This window comes from Wenyingzhuangia fucanilytica (assembly GCF_001697185.1).
Classification (GTDB): domain Bacteria; phylum Bacteroidota; class Bacteroidia; order Flavobacteriales; family Flavobacteriaceae; genus Wenyingzhuangia; species Wenyingzhuangia fucanilytica.
Window position 1 is genome coordinate 3349264 of sequence record NZ_CP014224.1, and the last position, 15458, is coordinate 3364721.

14 protein-coding genes are annotated in these 15458 nt (G+C 31.9%); 3 read left to right on the forward strand and 11 right to left on the reverse strand.

Annotation, left to right across the window (positions count from 1 at the left end):
• Positions 1-4: 4 nt before the first annotated feature.
• The 7 genes from AXE80_RS13850 to AXE80_RS13880 all read right to left on the reverse strand — a co-directional run bounded on the left by AXE80_RS13850 (position 5) and on the right by AXE80_RS13880 (position 8665).
• A complete protein-coding gene (locus AXE80_RS13850) occupies positions 5-1297 on the reverse strand; it encodes a voltage-gated chloride channel family protein (RefSeq protein WP_068828387.1) in 1293 nt (430 codons plus the stop codon).
• A gap of 5 nt (positions 1298-1302) precedes the next feature.
• Entirely contained in the window at positions 1303-1800 is a 498-nt protein-coding gene (locus AXE80_RS13855; RefSeq protein ID WP_068828389.1) for a DUF3575 domain-containing protein, read from the reverse strand.
• A gap of 56 nt (positions 1801-1856) precedes the next feature.
• Complete coding sequence (locus tag AXE80_RS13860) at positions 1857-5177, reverse strand: hypothetical protein (protein WP_083194689.1); 3321 nt, start codon at positions 5175-5177, stop codon at positions 1857-1859.
• Between the two features lie 155 nt (positions 5178-5332).
• Positions 5333-6310: a polyprenyl synthetase family protein gene (locus tag AXE80_RS13865; protein WP_068828394.1), complete on the reverse strand. Its 978-nt coding sequence runs from the start codon at positions 6308-6310 to the stop codon at positions 5333-5335.
• A gap of 43 nt (positions 6311-6353) precedes the next feature.
• Positions 6354-6851: a 5-(carboxyamino)imidazole ribonucleotide mutase gene (gene purE, locus AXE80_RS13870; protein WP_068828396.1), complete on the reverse strand. Its 498-nt coding sequence runs from the start codon at positions 6849-6851 to the stop codon at positions 6354-6356.
• A 174-nt stretch (positions 6852-7025) separates the two neighbouring features.
• Positions 7026-8174 (reverse strand): 5-(carboxyamino)imidazole ribonucleotide synthase, encoded by a 1149-nt coding sequence (locus AXE80_RS13875; RefSeq protein WP_068828398.1) that lies wholly within the window; start codon positions 8172-8174, stop codon positions 7026-7028.
• Positions 8175-8221: 47 nt separating this feature from the next.
• Complete coding sequence (locus AXE80_RS13880; protein WP_068828400.1) at positions 8222-8665, reverse strand: hypothetical protein; 444 nt, start codon at positions 8663-8665, stop codon at positions 8222-8224.
• A 119-nt stretch (positions 8666-8784) separates the two neighbouring features.
• On the opposite strand from AXE80_RS13880, the gene greA reads away from it, so the two are divergent.
• Positions 8785-9258 (forward strand): transcription elongation factor GreA, encoded by a 474-nt coding sequence (gene greA, locus AXE80_RS13885; protein ID WP_068828402.1) that lies wholly within the window; start codon positions 8785-8787, stop codon positions 9256-9258.
• 66 nt (positions 9259-9324) lie between these two features.
• Entirely contained in the window at positions 9325-9711 is a 387-nt protein-coding gene (locus AXE80_RS13890; protein ID WP_068828403.1) for an HIT family protein, read from the forward strand.
• Between the two features lie 193 nt (positions 9712-9904).
• Here AXE80_RS13890 and AXE80_RS13895 read toward each other — a convergent pair whose 3' ends face one another.
• From AXE80_RS13895 to mutS, 4 genes are read right to left on the reverse strand one after another with little or no spacing between them, the layout of a single operon-like run.
• A complete protein-coding gene (locus tag AXE80_RS13895) occupies positions 9905-11050 on the reverse strand; it encodes a sensor histidine kinase (protein ID WP_068828405.1) in 1146 nt (381 codons plus the stop codon).
• 4 nt (positions 11051-11054) lie between these two features.
• Entirely contained in the window at positions 11055-11516 is a 462-nt protein-coding gene (locus AXE80_RS13900) for an RNA methyltransferase (RefSeq protein WP_068828407.1), read from the reverse strand.
• Entirely contained in the window at positions 11509-12132 is a 624-nt protein-coding gene (locus AXE80_RS13905) for a trimeric intracellular cation channel family protein (RefSeq protein ID WP_068828409.1), read from the reverse strand. Before AXE80_RS13905 ends, AXE80_RS13900 begins: the two co-directional genes overlap by 8 nt.
• 2 nt (positions 12133-12134) lie before the next feature.
• Positions 12135-14711 (reverse strand): DNA mismatch repair protein MutS, encoded by a 2577-nt coding sequence (mutS, locus tag AXE80_RS13910; RefSeq protein ID WP_418382299.1) that lies wholly within the window; start codon positions 14709-14711, stop codon positions 12135-12137.
• A 184-nt stretch (positions 14712-14895) separates the two neighbouring features.
• Here mutS and AXE80_RS13915 point away from each other — a divergent pair, with 184 nt between their 5' ends.
• Positions 14896-15426, forward strand: coding sequence for an RNA methyltransferase (locus tag AXE80_RS13915; RefSeq protein ID WP_068828413.1), 531 nt, complete (start codon positions 14896-14898; stop codon positions 15424-15426).
• The last annotated feature ends 32 nt before the right edge of the window (positions 15427-15458 follow it).

Below are 15458 nucleotides of genomic sequence, written 5' to 3' on the forward strand. Positions count from 1 at the left end.
TGTTTTATTCTCGATGAATTTCATTAATTCTTGTTCCTTCTTCCTTAGAATACTTATCAGTCTTAGCAACGCCAACAATTTGAGAAGTATAAATTCCTGTGTGGCCAGAAAATATATAAGCCGTTACACAGGCAATGGCTATGTATACACCACCTTCCATACCAAATAACTCTATTCCCATTAAAGTACAAGCAATTGGTGTGTTGGTAGCTCCAGAAAAAACTGCTACAAATCCCATTCCTGCTAATAAACTAATAGGCAAGGGAACAAACATAGAAAGTGCGCTACCCAAAGTTGCTCCAATAAAAAACAAAGGGGTTACTTCTCCACCTTTAAAACCAAAGGCAATACAAAAAGTGGTTAGGATAATTTTTATAGCAAAGTCGTAAGTGTTCATTGTAGTGTTAAACGATTCTAAAATGGTTGGAATTCCCAAACCAATATATTTAGTACCAATAAAATAAATTAAAACAGCCATTGCAGTTCCACCAATAACTGGACGTAAAGGAGGGTATTTAATATATTTTGAAAATTGACTAAAGAATTTTACTCCTTTAGAAAAAAATGTACTTACAATACCAAATAAGATTCCTGCAAAAATGCACCAAAAAAAGTTTAAGGTATTTAATTTAGGAACCGCATCAATATGGTAATGTGTATGGGGTACGTGTAAGTAATGTGAAACTTCTCTAGAGACATAATTAGAGACTACAGCCACCAACAAACAAGGTAAAATAGCATTGTATTTTATCTTTCCAATTAATAAAACTTCTAAGGCAAATACAGCTCCAGCTAATGGAGTTCCAAACAATCCGGCAAAACCACTACTAATTCCCATTAGTATAATAATGCGTCTGTCGTGCTTATTCATTTTAAACCAACCAGAAAACTGATCGGCAATAGCTCCTCCAATTTGTACTGCAGTACCCTCTCGACCTACCGAAGCTCCAAATAAATGTGAAACCACCGTTCCTAAAAAAATTAGCGGTGCCATTTTAAAAGGAATGATATCTTTTGGGGTGTTTAGCTCTTCTAAAAGTTGATTATTTCCCTTGGCTACAGATTGTCCGTAATAATGGTATAAAAGCCCTACAAATAAGCCTCCAATAGGTAATAGCCATATAATGACTTTGTGTGCTTCTCGGTAATTAGTAGACCAGTTTAAAGAGACTAATAAAGCTGCCGATGCAATACCCACCAATGTACCAATAACCAACGAAAAGCCTAACCATTTTATAAACTCTTTAGTGATGGATGGATAATCAGAAATGGAATATTGTTTACGAAAGCCGTTCATGTTTTTTAGAATTGTTTACCTACGCTAATTCCAAATCTTGGAACAAATTGCCTAGAAACACTTGAGTTAAATAAATTTCTACCCACTCCAGCGTTGATTTCAAAAACATATCCATTTCTAGATACATGTTTTGCTCCAGCCCCTAAGCCTAGGGCAAAATCAGTGTAGTTTTTGGTGTCTCCAAATTCATCAGCTTTGGTTTCTGCAAAATTTAAGGATCCAAACAATTCTCCAAAGACATCAAATCCTCCAGTATCTGTTAAAAATTGACGGAAATACGGGGTGATTTGAAAATCTTCATTATATCTAAAATTGTTGCTTTTAGGTTCAAAATTAATAAAAACCGAAAGCCCCATTGATGCTTCATCATTTAATTGATGTTCATAAGAAACATCTAAAGTTCTTAAGACTAAAATATCTAAAAGGTCAACTTTAATTTCGCTGTTTTGTGCCGTAATGTTTAGTGTACTCAACAAAACAAACAGAAATAATACTTTTTTCATGGGTAAAATTTTATAGTTCAAAAATAGGGCATTTTTACGAGGTCGCCTAATTCCTTTTAAAAGTTAGCTCTTAATTGTACGCTACCAGTGTGTATAGCATTACTAGCTGTATTTTTTCTTCCGCTGTAGCTAACACTAAGGTCTAATAATTGGGTTAGTTTTTTTTGTATAATTAAAGACCAAGTGTAGTTTCTGTTGGGCTGTAAACCTTCTAAAATTCTATATGATGCCGGAGTGTTAACAGGGCCGTTATATTTGTTTTCAATCATGTTTACATTGGCAATTACAGAACCTTTTTTTGGATTGTTATAATTATATTCTAAACCAAAATCATGACTTTTTAACGATTCTAATCCAATATTGTTGTGTTCATTTCTAAAAGTATAATTGGTTTTTAAAGTAGAAAACTCATCTTTTAAGTAACTAATGGAGGGATTAATTTTTTTAGATAGAATATTAAAATTTCTACTATTAAAACCTGTACTGGTATTGTTATTGGTTTCTGTGTTTGCGGTGGTGGCAATAATCCAAGAACTTAAAATATTGTGTTGAAAATTAAGTTCGTGCATGTTTTGAGTAGCGGTTTGAAAATCACTACTGATGTTTTGAGTGTTTTTGTTGTTTTGAAACGTATAGGTGGTGCTGTAGTTTTGTAATCCCCTATTAAAAAACAAACTAGTTCTCATGTTTTGTTGCAATCCAATTACATCATCATTTTTGATGTCAAAAGGGTTGATGTTAAATTTTTTGCCATCTTTTAACTGGTCTTTATTGATTAAAATACTAGACTGATTAGAAAAGTGAGATAGAACTTTTAGCCATTTAGAATCATTGTTTTTAAATTGGATAAAATTGATAAATACAGATTGACTCAGTTTTGCTTTTTGTGTAGCTACTCTGTTAATGTTTGGCAATACTACTCGTAAATAATTAGCTTGATCTGCAAATTGCGCTACTTCAAACTCATCAAAATCTTTAATTCCGTTGTTGTTTAAATCACCTAAATAAGTGTAATATCCTTGTCCTGGTTCCACTTCTATATAGGTAAAGTTTTGTTGAGGTGTACTTCCAGATGTAGTTTCGTAAACAGTTGCCCAACGTAAAATATTCTTAAAAAATTGTTGAGTATATTGTGCTCGTCCGTTAAAAACATCAATGTCATCTGTGTAAAAATGTTTTACTTTTCGGTAGTTGATAAACGTTTTTAATGAGGTTTGTTCTGTTTTAATTAATTGACTTTCTATGGAGTAATTTTTTGCATTTTGAACTTTTACAGATTGATTTGTTCTTACACTGTCTATTTGTGTAATGTCAAAACCAAATTTAGAATAGACTTTGGTAGAATCTCCAACTCCAAGAACCAATCCTGTTTTTATCAGCTTTTGATTGTTGAGGTTTAAAGTATTTGTTTGGGTGTTTTTTTGTTGATTGTCTTCAAAATTAAATAAACCAGTTACCCATGCTTTTTTTAGTTGATATTTTAAAGTAGATAAATTTCTAATAAAATATCCTTGTTCGTTATTATTGCTGCTTTTTAAATAACTATTTTGAGTGTTTAAAATGGCTTTACCAAAAGTATTATAAGAGTTTAGCCCTGTTTTATAACCTGTAAAAATGTCTCCTAATTTTAAGTAATCAGTATTTAAGGTGATTTTATGTTGATTAGATTTTTTGGTAACCAAAGCATTTCTAATATAGGTTTGATTTCCTAAAAAGTTAGGCGTTAAATTCACATCAATATTCCAATCTCTGTTAAATTCGGCATTGTACAAACCTTCTACATTGTTAAAGTTTTTTTGCACAAAATCTAAATCAAATAAATTGTTTGTGTTCCAATCTCCATCGCTTATTTGTTGTTGCCAAGTTAAGGTAGTAGCCAATCCGTGGTTTTGATGGTCATCTTTTGATGAAAATAAATTACGATCGTTATTACTATAAGCAATCTCAGAATTGATAAAAGATTTATTATTGATTTGATAAGCTGCTTTTACTACCGCCATTTGTAGTTTTGTAGGAGCAATTAATAATATTACTGGAGAGTAATCTCCTAAGTTTGTTCCCACATATTCATAAATAGTTCCTGTGGCAGTGGTTTGGCTAATACTATAATCTCCATTATTTGTTCCTACATAGCTAAATTGCACATTGTATAAAGTTGCATTTTCATCATTACTAAAAACAAAAATATCTTGTCCGTTTGTGGAGGTTTTTTCATACTGAACTCTATTTTCATCATATTCAGTGCTTACTGCACTATTAGCAATCATTTGAGATGGATCGTTTCCGGCTTGTTGTAAAACTAGTTTTTGTTCATCACTTAAATTTTGTTGTAAAGGTTGATTTTTAACATCGTTTTCATTGTAAAAATATGTTCCAATGGTAAACTTTTCATTTTGATAAGTGACACCATCATGGGTTACAAAACGGTTGTAGTTTCTGTCGCTGTACTGAAAATCAATAATAATTCTTTGCGAGGAATTGATGGGGAAAGTAGGGGTGAAAGTAATCTCGGCAGTGTTGTAATCAATAGTATAATCGTGTTGCTCACCTCTTTTTAAAGTAATTCCGTTTACGTAAATAACTTCGCTACCAGAAATTACCACAATATTTTGTTCTCCATTTGCTCCATATAATTTATAAGGCCCTTGGTTTCCTTCTACAGCGCTAATGTTTTGTGTGGTAAACTTTCCTTTAACCAAAGCTCCAGAAGCAGTGATGAATGTTTTTTGCTCTCCATCATCTAATGTAACATCAATTTTGGCTCCGTTAATTTTTTTGGTAAAAGCCATAAAATAACTATCCTGATTTGTTAAATCAACATCTCCAGCTTTAATGTTCCAAGTATCTGTAAAAAGTTCTATAAAAACCCTGTCAAACTCATTAATACTTTGTGATATTCCGTTTTCTTGAATAGGTAAATTAGAGTCTTTTATACTGGCTCTAATTTTTAAGTTTTCTGATAAATTCCCCGTGATTTGTAAATCTAATCCAGAGTTTAATACAGAACCCTGATTGTTACCTACTGTAATTCCTCTAGTGATATTACCATAAGTATTTAAATCTCCAAAAAAATCGTTTTTATTAAAGCTTTTACCTAAAGAAAAGGTGCTTGCCGAAGGTGTGGCTTTTGGAATAATTAAATTTTTGTCAAACGGACTATAAGTTTGTGTTAAAAACGATGGATAATTAAAGTAGCTAACTTTTAGTTGTTGAGGTGTTTTATTATAAAAATAAAGCTGTCCTTTTTGTGGATTAAAATAATATTGGGTTGATGGAATAATATTTCCATCGGTATCTTTTACTTCAAAATTTACAGGACTAATAGCAACATTTTCTAGAACAATGGTGTCTTGACTAGTGGTGATGTTTTTGCTCACACGATTTTTGTTTACTATTTGCCCAAAAGAGCTATAGCATAGGAGATATAAGAAAATAAATTTGAATACTTTCATTAATTAACAAACGTGTGTAGAACTAATTTAGTGAACTATTTGTCAAAAAACGATTTTGAAAAAAAGAGATAAAAAAAAGCTTATTTTTTACGCTCCACAACGTAATCTATCATGGTTAATAAAGATGCTTTGTATTCAGTATCTGGATAAGTGTTTAAAATATCCAAAGCTTTGTTTTTGTAATCGTGCATTCTCTCGGTGGTATATGCTAAACCATTGTGGTCTTTTACAAACTGAATAACTTCTTTTACTCTTTTTTTATCAGTGTTATGGTTTTTAACAGAGTTAATCAACCATTTACGGTCTTTATCACTACAGTTGTTTAGGGTGTGAATTAAAGGCAAAGTCATTTTTTGTTCTTTAATATCAATTCCCGTAGGTTTTCCTATTTGTTCATCGGAGTAATCAAACAAGTCGTCTTTTATTTGGAAAGCAATACCAATATACTCTCCAAACAAACGCATTTTATCAACCTCTTCTTTGTTAGCACCAACAGATGCTGCTCCAATTCCACAACAAGCAGAAATTAAAGTAGCTGTTTTTTGTCTGATAATTTCAAAATAAACTTCTTCTGTAATATCTAAACGTCTGGCTTTTTCTATTTGTAATAATTCTCCTTCACTCATTTCTCGCACTGCGATAGAAATCAGTTTTAGAATATCAAAATCATCATTATCTATACTTAATAACAATCCTTTAGAAAGTAAAAAATCACCTACTAAAACAGCAATTTTATTTTTCCAAAGTGCATTTATAGAAAAGAATCCTCTACGTTTATTACTGTCATCTACCACATCATCATGCACCAAAGTTGCGGTGTGTATAAGTTCTATAACAGCAGCACCTCTATAAGTTCTCTCGTTAAAATTTCCGTTAGAAACCATTTTAGCAACAAGAAAAACAAACATAGGTCGCATTTGTTTTCCTTTCCTACGAACAATATAGTGGGTAATACGATTTAACAACGGTACCTTGGTTGCCATGGCTTCTTTGAATTTGTTTTCAAAGGCAGCCATTTCTTGGTATATAGGTTGTTGAATGCGTTCTGTTATTTTCATTCCGTAAGGATGCGTTGTTGTGGTGTAAACTTATGAAAAAGTTTTATTTTTCTTGTTGAGATGTTTTTACTCTTTCGGCTGCTTCTATAACTTTAGATTTTAACCCTTCTTTATAAGCTACAATACTATCTAAAACAGTACTGTTAGTAGCTCCAATAATTTGAGCAGCTAAAATACCAGCATTTTTTGCACCATTTAAAGCAACTGTTGCCACAGGAACTCCCCCTGGCATTTGTAGTATAGATAATACAGAATCCCAACCATCAATAGAGTTGCTAGATTTTACAGGTACACCAATAACAGGTAATGGGCTCATAGAGGCTACCATTCCTGGTAAATGAGCAGCACCACCAGCTCCTGCAATAATTACAGAAACACCTCTTTTATGTGCATTGGTAGAAAAATCGAATAATTTTTCTGGAGTTCTGTGAGCAGATACAATATCTACTTCTGTTTCAATTTCAAATTCTTTTAAAATATCAATGGCTTGTTGCATTACTGGTAAATCTGAATCAGATCCCATGACGATGGCTACTTTCATTATCTTTATTTTTTAGTAAAAGGATAAAGAGTAGAAGGAAAAAGGTATTTGCTTGTAGGCTAAAAGTCTTTGTCCTTTTTTCTTTATGTCTTTATAACTGAATTGTTTATTTATAATTATAAAAGGTGATTTATATGATAAAATCCTTTGACCTTTTACGAATTGTCTTTTGACTTATTTTGATATTACTTTAACAGTGTTTTTTACCAATTCTGCTGTTTTACGAGCAATGTTGATGTCTTTATTTACAATGGTTACATGTCCCATTTTACGGAAAGGTTTGGTTGTTTTTTTACCGTAAATATGTGGAGTAACTCCATCTATTTTTAAAATTTCGGTAATGTTTTCATATACTACATCACCTGTGTATCCTTCGGCTCCAACTAAGTTAACCATAATTCCGGCCAATTTACTATCGGTATTTCCTAAAGGTAAATTTAGAATAGTTCTTAAATGTTGTTCAAACTGACTGGTGTGAGATGCTTCAATACTATAATGTCCACTATTGTGTGTTCTTGGAGCAACTTCGTTAATAATAATGTCGTCATTTTCTGTTTGAAACATTTCCACTGCTAATAATCCTACATGTTTAAAAGCATTGGCAACATCCATTGCTACTCTACGAGCTTTGGCAGCAACTTCATCGCTAATACGAGCAGGGCAAATAACATATTCTACTTGATTTGCTTCTGGGTGAAATTCCATTTCTACAACTGGATAAGTTTTTACTTTTCCATCGGCATTTCTAGCAACAATAACTGCTAATTCGTTTTTAAAAGGAATTAACTCCTCGGTAATACACTCGGTATCTGGTAAATTGTTGATATCATCTGTAGAACGAACAATTTTTACACCCATTCCATCATATCCAAATTGAGCAGATTTCCATACAAAAGGGAATTCAGTCAAATTAGCTTCTTTTAATTCGGCTAAAGAATTAAAACGCAGATGAGGAGAAGTAGGAATGTTTTTCGCTTTGTAAAAGTCTTTTTGTTTTCCTTTGTGTTGAATGGTTTCTATCACACTAGGTTGCGGATATACTTTTACACCTTCTTCTTCAAGTTTGTAAAGTGCTTTTATATTAACGTGTTCTATTTCTATAGTTAATACATCTACCTTTTTACCAAAACGATATACGTCGTTGTAATCAAGTAGGTTACCTATAAAAAATTCGTTACAGTAAGGTGCGCAAGGTGCGTCTTTAGAGCTGTCTAAAATACAGGTATGAACATCAAATTTTTGAGTTTCTGCTAAAAGCATACGCCCTAATTGTCCTCCGCCAAGAACCCCTAATTTAAAGTCAGAAGAAAAATAATTTTCCATGGAATAATATTTGGTCGCAAAAGTACGAATAATGAAGGAATTTCTGTTTAAAAATTGGTGATTCTCACAACGCCCCCTTCAAGATAAGCATTGTACTCTCTTAAATAATATTGAGTTTCTCCAATAGTGACTCCAGTTTTATATTGAGTAAACCTAATATCGTCATTAGCACAACCTGCACAAGACATTTCTCCGGTGGCTTCATCAACTTGCATAGGAATGTTACATTCACTAGGTTTTACATAAGGACAACCTAAATCAAAAGCCCTAAAAGTATTGTTTCCATCAATATTAAAAACAATAATTCCTTGATAACCATGTCCAGTTTCTATGGTAAATTGACCTACAAGACTTATGAAATCTGCATTAACATGAAAATTAACATTTACATGAGGAACCAAAGTGTTTTGTTGATTAAAATTGTTTTTAACACAAGCGGTTAAAAGTAGTAAACAACCTAGTAAAATTACTTTTTTAGCTAAGGGTATCATATTTAAAATAATTATGTAGTAAAGATACAGCAATTTTTTAGCTTCCAATTATTTCTATATATTTGTGTATGTCTCATTTCCAAATGGTAATGAGATTTTTTTGTTAAAATATAAAGACGATGAGTGAAGTATCATACTATTCTGAAGAAGGATTTAAGAAATTAAAAGAAGAATTAGAATTTTTAGAGCAAACAGAACGCCCTAGAGTTTCTAACGAAATTGCTGAGGCTAGGGATAAGGGAGATTTAAGTGAGAATGCTGAATATCATGCTGCAAAGGAAGAACAATCTTTATTAGAACTAAAAATAGCAAAGTTAAAAAATGTAGTTGCCAATGCTCGTATTTTAGATGAATCGCAAATAGATACTTCTAAAATATTAGTTCATTCTAAGGTGAAAATTAAGAATGTAGCTAATGGAATGGAGTTTAATTATACGTTGGTGGCAGATTCTGAAACGGATATTAAAAACGGAAAATTATCTGTAAATTCTCCTATTGGTAAAGGATTGCTAGGACATAAGCAAGGAGAGATAGCCGAAATTCAAGCTCCAAATGGGGTGATGAAATTTGAAATTGTAGAGATTTCTAGGTAGTTTTTTAGTACTGAGTACAAAGTAATGAGTGTTTAGTCATTAATTATTTACAATAAACCATTAAAAATGAGCATTTTTACCAAAATAATTAACGGAGAAATTCCAAGTTATAAAATAGCAGAAAACGAAGATTTTTTTGTGTTTTTAGACATCAACCCAAATGCTGCGGGGCACACTTTAGTAGTGCCTAAAAAAGAGGTTAATAAAGTTTTTGATTTGGATGATGAATTATACACCAAATTGTTTCAATATTCTAAAACTATTGCAACTGCTATAGAAAAAGCAGTGCCTTGTAAAAGAGTGGGGATGTCTGTAATTGGTTTAGAAGTACCACATGTACATGTGCATTTAATTCCGCTAAACCAAATGGCTGATGCTACTTTTGGTAAAAAGGAAAAATTAACAGAAGCTGAGTTTAAAGCTTTGGCAGGAAAAATTGCGAGTTATTTGTAAGCACAGTTTTGATAAAATTTTAAACCCCCCATCATAAATTTATGATGGGGGTCTTGTTTTATGCCTGATCTAATATACTGTGCTTTACAGTAGCACTGTATATTCTCCCTATAGGAATTCTTTTGCTGTTAATTTCAACGGAGTTTCCTTCAATAGATCGTGCTTTTTAAAGAGGGTATTGTTAAATTATAATTTACTTAGGAATATTTATCTGAAAAGTACTTCCGGTATGTTGTTGAGATTGTTTTACAAATACTTTTCCGTTGTGGTATTTATTGATAATTCTTTTGGTTAATGATAATCCTAAGCCCCAACCTCTAGTTTTGGTGGTAAAACCAGGTTCAAATATTTTTTTATGTAGGTTTTTAGGAATTCCTTTTCCAGTATCGGTGATTAATATTTTAATTCCAGAATTGCTGTCAATCAATTGGATATCAATATTTCCTTTGCCTTGCATGGCATCAATGGCATTTTTAATAATATTTTCCAGTACCCAACCAAACAGATCTTTGTTTAGCATAATTTTAACTTCCTCTAATGGTTTATTGTAGTTAAAAACAATGTTTTTAGAAGTACGAATTTTAAAATATGCAATGGTATCTTCTATGATGTCAGAAGGATTGTGAAGCTCAAGCGTAGGTTTAGATCCTATTTTAGAAAAACGATTGGCAATAATGTTTAAATGCTCTACATCTTTTTCAATTTCATTTACATAACTAGGATTTATATTTTCTGCACGTAAAATTTCTACCCAACCTAATAAAGAGGATAGAGGTGTTCCTATTTGATGCGCAGTTTCTTTGGCCATTCCACTCCATAATTTATTTTTTTCAGAAACAGCAGAGGCGTTAAAAACAGTATAAATAATGGCTAAAAAAACAATAAAAATAAGAATCAATGCCAAAGGATAAAACCTTAGCTTGTTAAGTATTTCGGAATAAGAATAATAAATGTATTGGTTTTTAGTTTCCGAAATATTAATTTCTATAGGAGGATGAAGAGCTTTCATCTCCTTAAGTTTTTTACTTAAAACCTGTGTTTTTTCTTCGGTTTCGTAGCTAATGTTTTGGTCTAAAAGAATGTTGTCTTTATCATCTGTTACAATCATAGGTATAGAGACATTGTTCTCTATTATTTTAACCAGTAAACTAATATCATCATCTGGTTTTGCTTTGTTAAATTGAAAATAGGCATCAGCTAAAATTTCCATTTTAACAATTTCTTGTCGTTGAAATTCTTTAAAAAATTGATAAGTATTCCATAAAATAATACCCACAATACCCAATGCTAATAAAAGCAGTATTTTTTTAGCTTTAATAATACGAAGAATAGTATTCATTCAGTTATAAATTTATAGGAGTTTTAGCTCCTCTATCATACATAATAATACTGCCTGCAACAGCAACATTTAAACTAAGGGTAGATTTAAATTTTACTAGAAAATGAGATTTCTCTATGGCTTCATTTGATAAACCATGATCTTCAGCACCTAATAAATATACACATCTTTTTGGATGTTGAAAAGTTTCTAAAGGAACTGCTTTGTCATCTAATTCAACCCCAACCAACACAGCACTTTTGGGTAAATGCTTATAAAATTCTTCAAAACTATCATAATGGAAATAGGGCATTGCTCCCACAGCTTTGTGTGTATCGCAAGCTTGTTTGGAATATCTATTTCCAATAGTGTATATAAAACTTGCTCCCATATTTTGAGCAGACCTCCATAAAACTCCTAAGTTTTCTGGAGTTTTTCCATTGTAAATTCCAATACCAAAATAGCCCTGTTCTAAATTATTAACCATGTTTAAGTTTGTCTTTATAAATTGATGGGAGAGAAATATTAAAGAATACAGCTGTTAAACGTATGATAATGATAAATAGTATAGGAGCAATTTGTAAATAAGGATTTGGAACTTCTAATTTCATCAAAAATAAATATAAAAATCCTCCCAAGATACTTGCGGTAGCATAGATTTCTTTTTTGAATACTACCGGAATTCTATTTACAACTACATCTCTTAAAACACCTCCAAAGACTCCGGTGACGGTTCCAAGTAAAATGCAAATGGATGAACTTAAATCGGCTTCTAAACCTATTTGAACTCCTGTTATAGAGAACAGCCCTAAACCTAAAGCATCGTAGAAAAAAATGGGTTTTGAGAAAAAATTCATTTTAGATTTAAAAATCATGGCTACGGTTGCTCCGGTAATTACTGCATAAATAATAGAGTTGTTGTACAGCCAAAAAACTTGTCTGTCTATAAGAATATCTCTTAGAGTTCCGCCACCTACGGCAGTAATAAAGGCAACAATTAAAACGCCAAAAGGATCTAACCTTTTTTTCATGGCGATTAAAGCTCCCGAAACAGCAAAAACAAAAGAACCAGAGATGTTGATGTATTCTATAATAGTATCCATAATTACTTACCTGTTAACATTCTTTTGATTTCGTTTAATTTCATCAATGCTTCTACTGGAGTAAGATTATCGATATTGGTGGCTAAAATTTCTTCCTTAATATCTTCTAATAGAGGATCGTCTAATTGGAAAAAACTTAGTTGATAATCATCTTCTTTTCCTACAGATTCAATTTTGGCTTTGTTGTTTTCTAAACCGTGACTTTTTTCTAGTTGAGTTAACATTTTATTGGCTCTGTGAATTACAGCTTGAGGCATTCCGGCTAACTTGGCTACATGAATACCAAAACTGTGTTCGCTTCCTCCGGCAGTTAATTTACGTAAGAAAATAACTTTATCTTTTAACTCTTTTACAGATACGTTAAAGTTTTTAACACGAGTAAAGGTACTTGCCATATCATTTAGTTCGTGATAATGTGTGGCAAATAATGTTTTTGCCTGGCTAGGATGCTCGTGTAAATATTCTGCAATGGCCCAAGCAATAGAAATTCCATCATAAGTACTAGTTCCACGTCCAATTTCATCTAACAAAATCAAACTGCGTTCTGATACGTTGTTCAAAATACTAGCAGTTTCATTCATTTCTACCATAAAAGTAGATTCTCCCATAGAAATATTATCACTGGCTCCTACACGAGTAAATATTTTATCTACTACTCCAATTCTAGCTTGTTGTGCAGGTACGTAACTTCCCATTTGTGCCAATAAAACAATCAATGCAGTTTGTCTTAAAATGGCCGATTTACCAGACATGTTTGGTCCGGTAATCATAATAATTTGTTGCTGATTTCTATTTAGATTGATATCATTAGCAATATATTCTTCTCCAAAAGCCAATTGTTTTTCAATCACAGGATGACGACCGTTTTTAATTTCAATTTCGGTACTTTCATCAATGGTTGGGCGAACATAGCTGTTTTGCATGGCCAATGTGGCAAATCCACACAAACAATCTAACTGAGCAACTAAGTTTGCGTTTAACTGAATAGGTTGAATATAATCAATTAAAAACTGAATTAATTTGCTAAATATTTGTTGTTCTAATTGAGCTATTTTTTCTTCGGCACCTAAAATTTTGGTTTCGTATTCTTTTAACTCTTCGGTAATATATCTTTCAGCATTCACCAAAGTTTGTTTTCTAATCCAATCTTCTGGAACCTTGTCTTTATGAGTGTTTCTTACTTCTATATAATATCCAAAAACATTGTTAAAGGCTATTTTTAATGAAGTAATTCCGGTTCTTTCCGTTTCTCTTTTTACCAGATTGTCTAAATAATCTTTACCAGAGTTAGAAATGTTTCTAAGTTCGTCAAGTTCTTCAGAAACTCCAGAGGCAATGGCATTTCCTTTGTTAATGCTTACCGGAGCATCGCTCACCAAAATAGTGGCAATTTTTTCTCTTAATAAAGTACAATCTTGTAACTGTTCACCAATGGCTTTTAGGGTGATATTATCACTTTGTTCAGCAGCTTTTTTTACAGGAATAATAGCATCTAAAGATTGTTTTAAATAAACTACTTCTCTAGGATTTATTTTTCCTGTAGCCACTTTAGAAATCAATCGTTCAATATCACTAATTTGTTTGATTTGATATTGAGTGGTTTTGTAAAAATCATCATGATTCATAAAGTAATTTACCACTTCATGTCTTTTGATAATTTGATTGGATTCTTTTAAAGGCAAGGCCAACCAACGTTTTAACAAACGTGCTCCCATTGGGGAATTGGTTTGGTCTATAATGCTTAAAAGTGTAACGGCATTTTCGTTGGTAGAATGATATAATTCCAAATTACGAACTGTAAACCTGTCCATCCAAACATATTCATTTTCGTGAACTCGTTGAATAGCAGTAATGTGATTTAGTTGATTGTGTTGCGTTTCTGATAAATAGTATAAAATAGCTCCAGAAGAAATAATTCCTTCGGGCAAATTTTCTACACCATATCCTTTTAAAGAATTTACTTTAAAGTGATTTAAAAGACTTTCAGTAGCAAATTCTATTTGAAAAACCCAATCATCTAAATAAAAAGTATGAAATCTATCTCCAAAAGTTTCGTTAAACAAAACTTTGTTTTTCTTTTCTACTAAAACTTCACTTGGCGAAAAGTTTTGTAATAATTTATCTATATAAGCAGTATCTCCTTGAGCAGCTAAAAATTCTCCTGTAGAAATATCCAAAAAAGAAACCCCTAAATTTTTCTTTCCAAAGTGTACAGAAGCTAAAAAGTTATTGTTTTTAGATTGTAAAACCTCATCATTTAAAGCAACTCCCGGAGTTACTAATTCTGTAACACCACGTTTTACAATGGTTTTGGTCATTTTAGGGTCTTCTAACTGATCGCAAATAGCCACACGTAATCCAGATTTTACCAGTTTAGGTAAATAAGTGTTTAAGGAATGATGTGGAAATCCTGCCAATGCAGTTTCAGAATCGCTACCCGCTCCACGTTTGGTTAGGGTAATGTTTAAAACTTTAGCGGCTTTTATGGCATCGGTACCAAAAGTCTCGTAAAAATCTCCTACTCTAAACAACAACATCGCATCAGGATATTTAGCCTTAATACCGTTGTATTGTTTCATTAAAGGAGTTTCTTTTTTTGCTTTGGTTTTAGCCACTAGTATGATTTTTTTTAGATTCTTAGCGAAATTAAATTTTTTAAGGAAAAGGAAGAAAGATAAGTTAAAAAGTTATTAAGGTTCTATTGACAATTTCATCAGTTTTAATAGAAATACGCTAATTTTGACACTTCTTAAAATAAAAACGATGCGTAAACTTAAAAACAAAGAATTAAATAGGTTAGATGTTGAGGCTTTTAAAGCATCAGATAAAACACCTTTAATTGTAGTTTTAGACAATATTAGAAGTTTAAATAATATTGGTTCTGTGTTTAGAACAAGTGATGCATTTGTAATTGAGAAAATTTATTTGTGTGGAATTACAGCTACTCCGCCCAACAAAGAAATTCACAAAACAGCTTTGGGAGCTACAGAATCTGTAGATTGGGAATATGTAGAAGATACCTTGACTTTGGTTGAAAAATTAAAAGCAGATCAGGTAAAAGTTTGTGCCATTGAACAGGCAGAAAACAGTGTGAAATTACAAGACTTTACAGTAGAACCAAATCAGAAATATGCGATTGTGATGGGGAATGAGGTTAAAGGTGTTCAGCAAGAAGTAATTAACCAATCTGATTTTTGTATTGAAATTCCACAATACGGAACCAAACACTCTTTAAACATTTCTGTTACTACCGGAATTGTACTTTGGGATTTATTTAAAAAGTTTAAGTTTTAAAATCTTTTTGTTTTTTTTCTCGTATGTAAAAT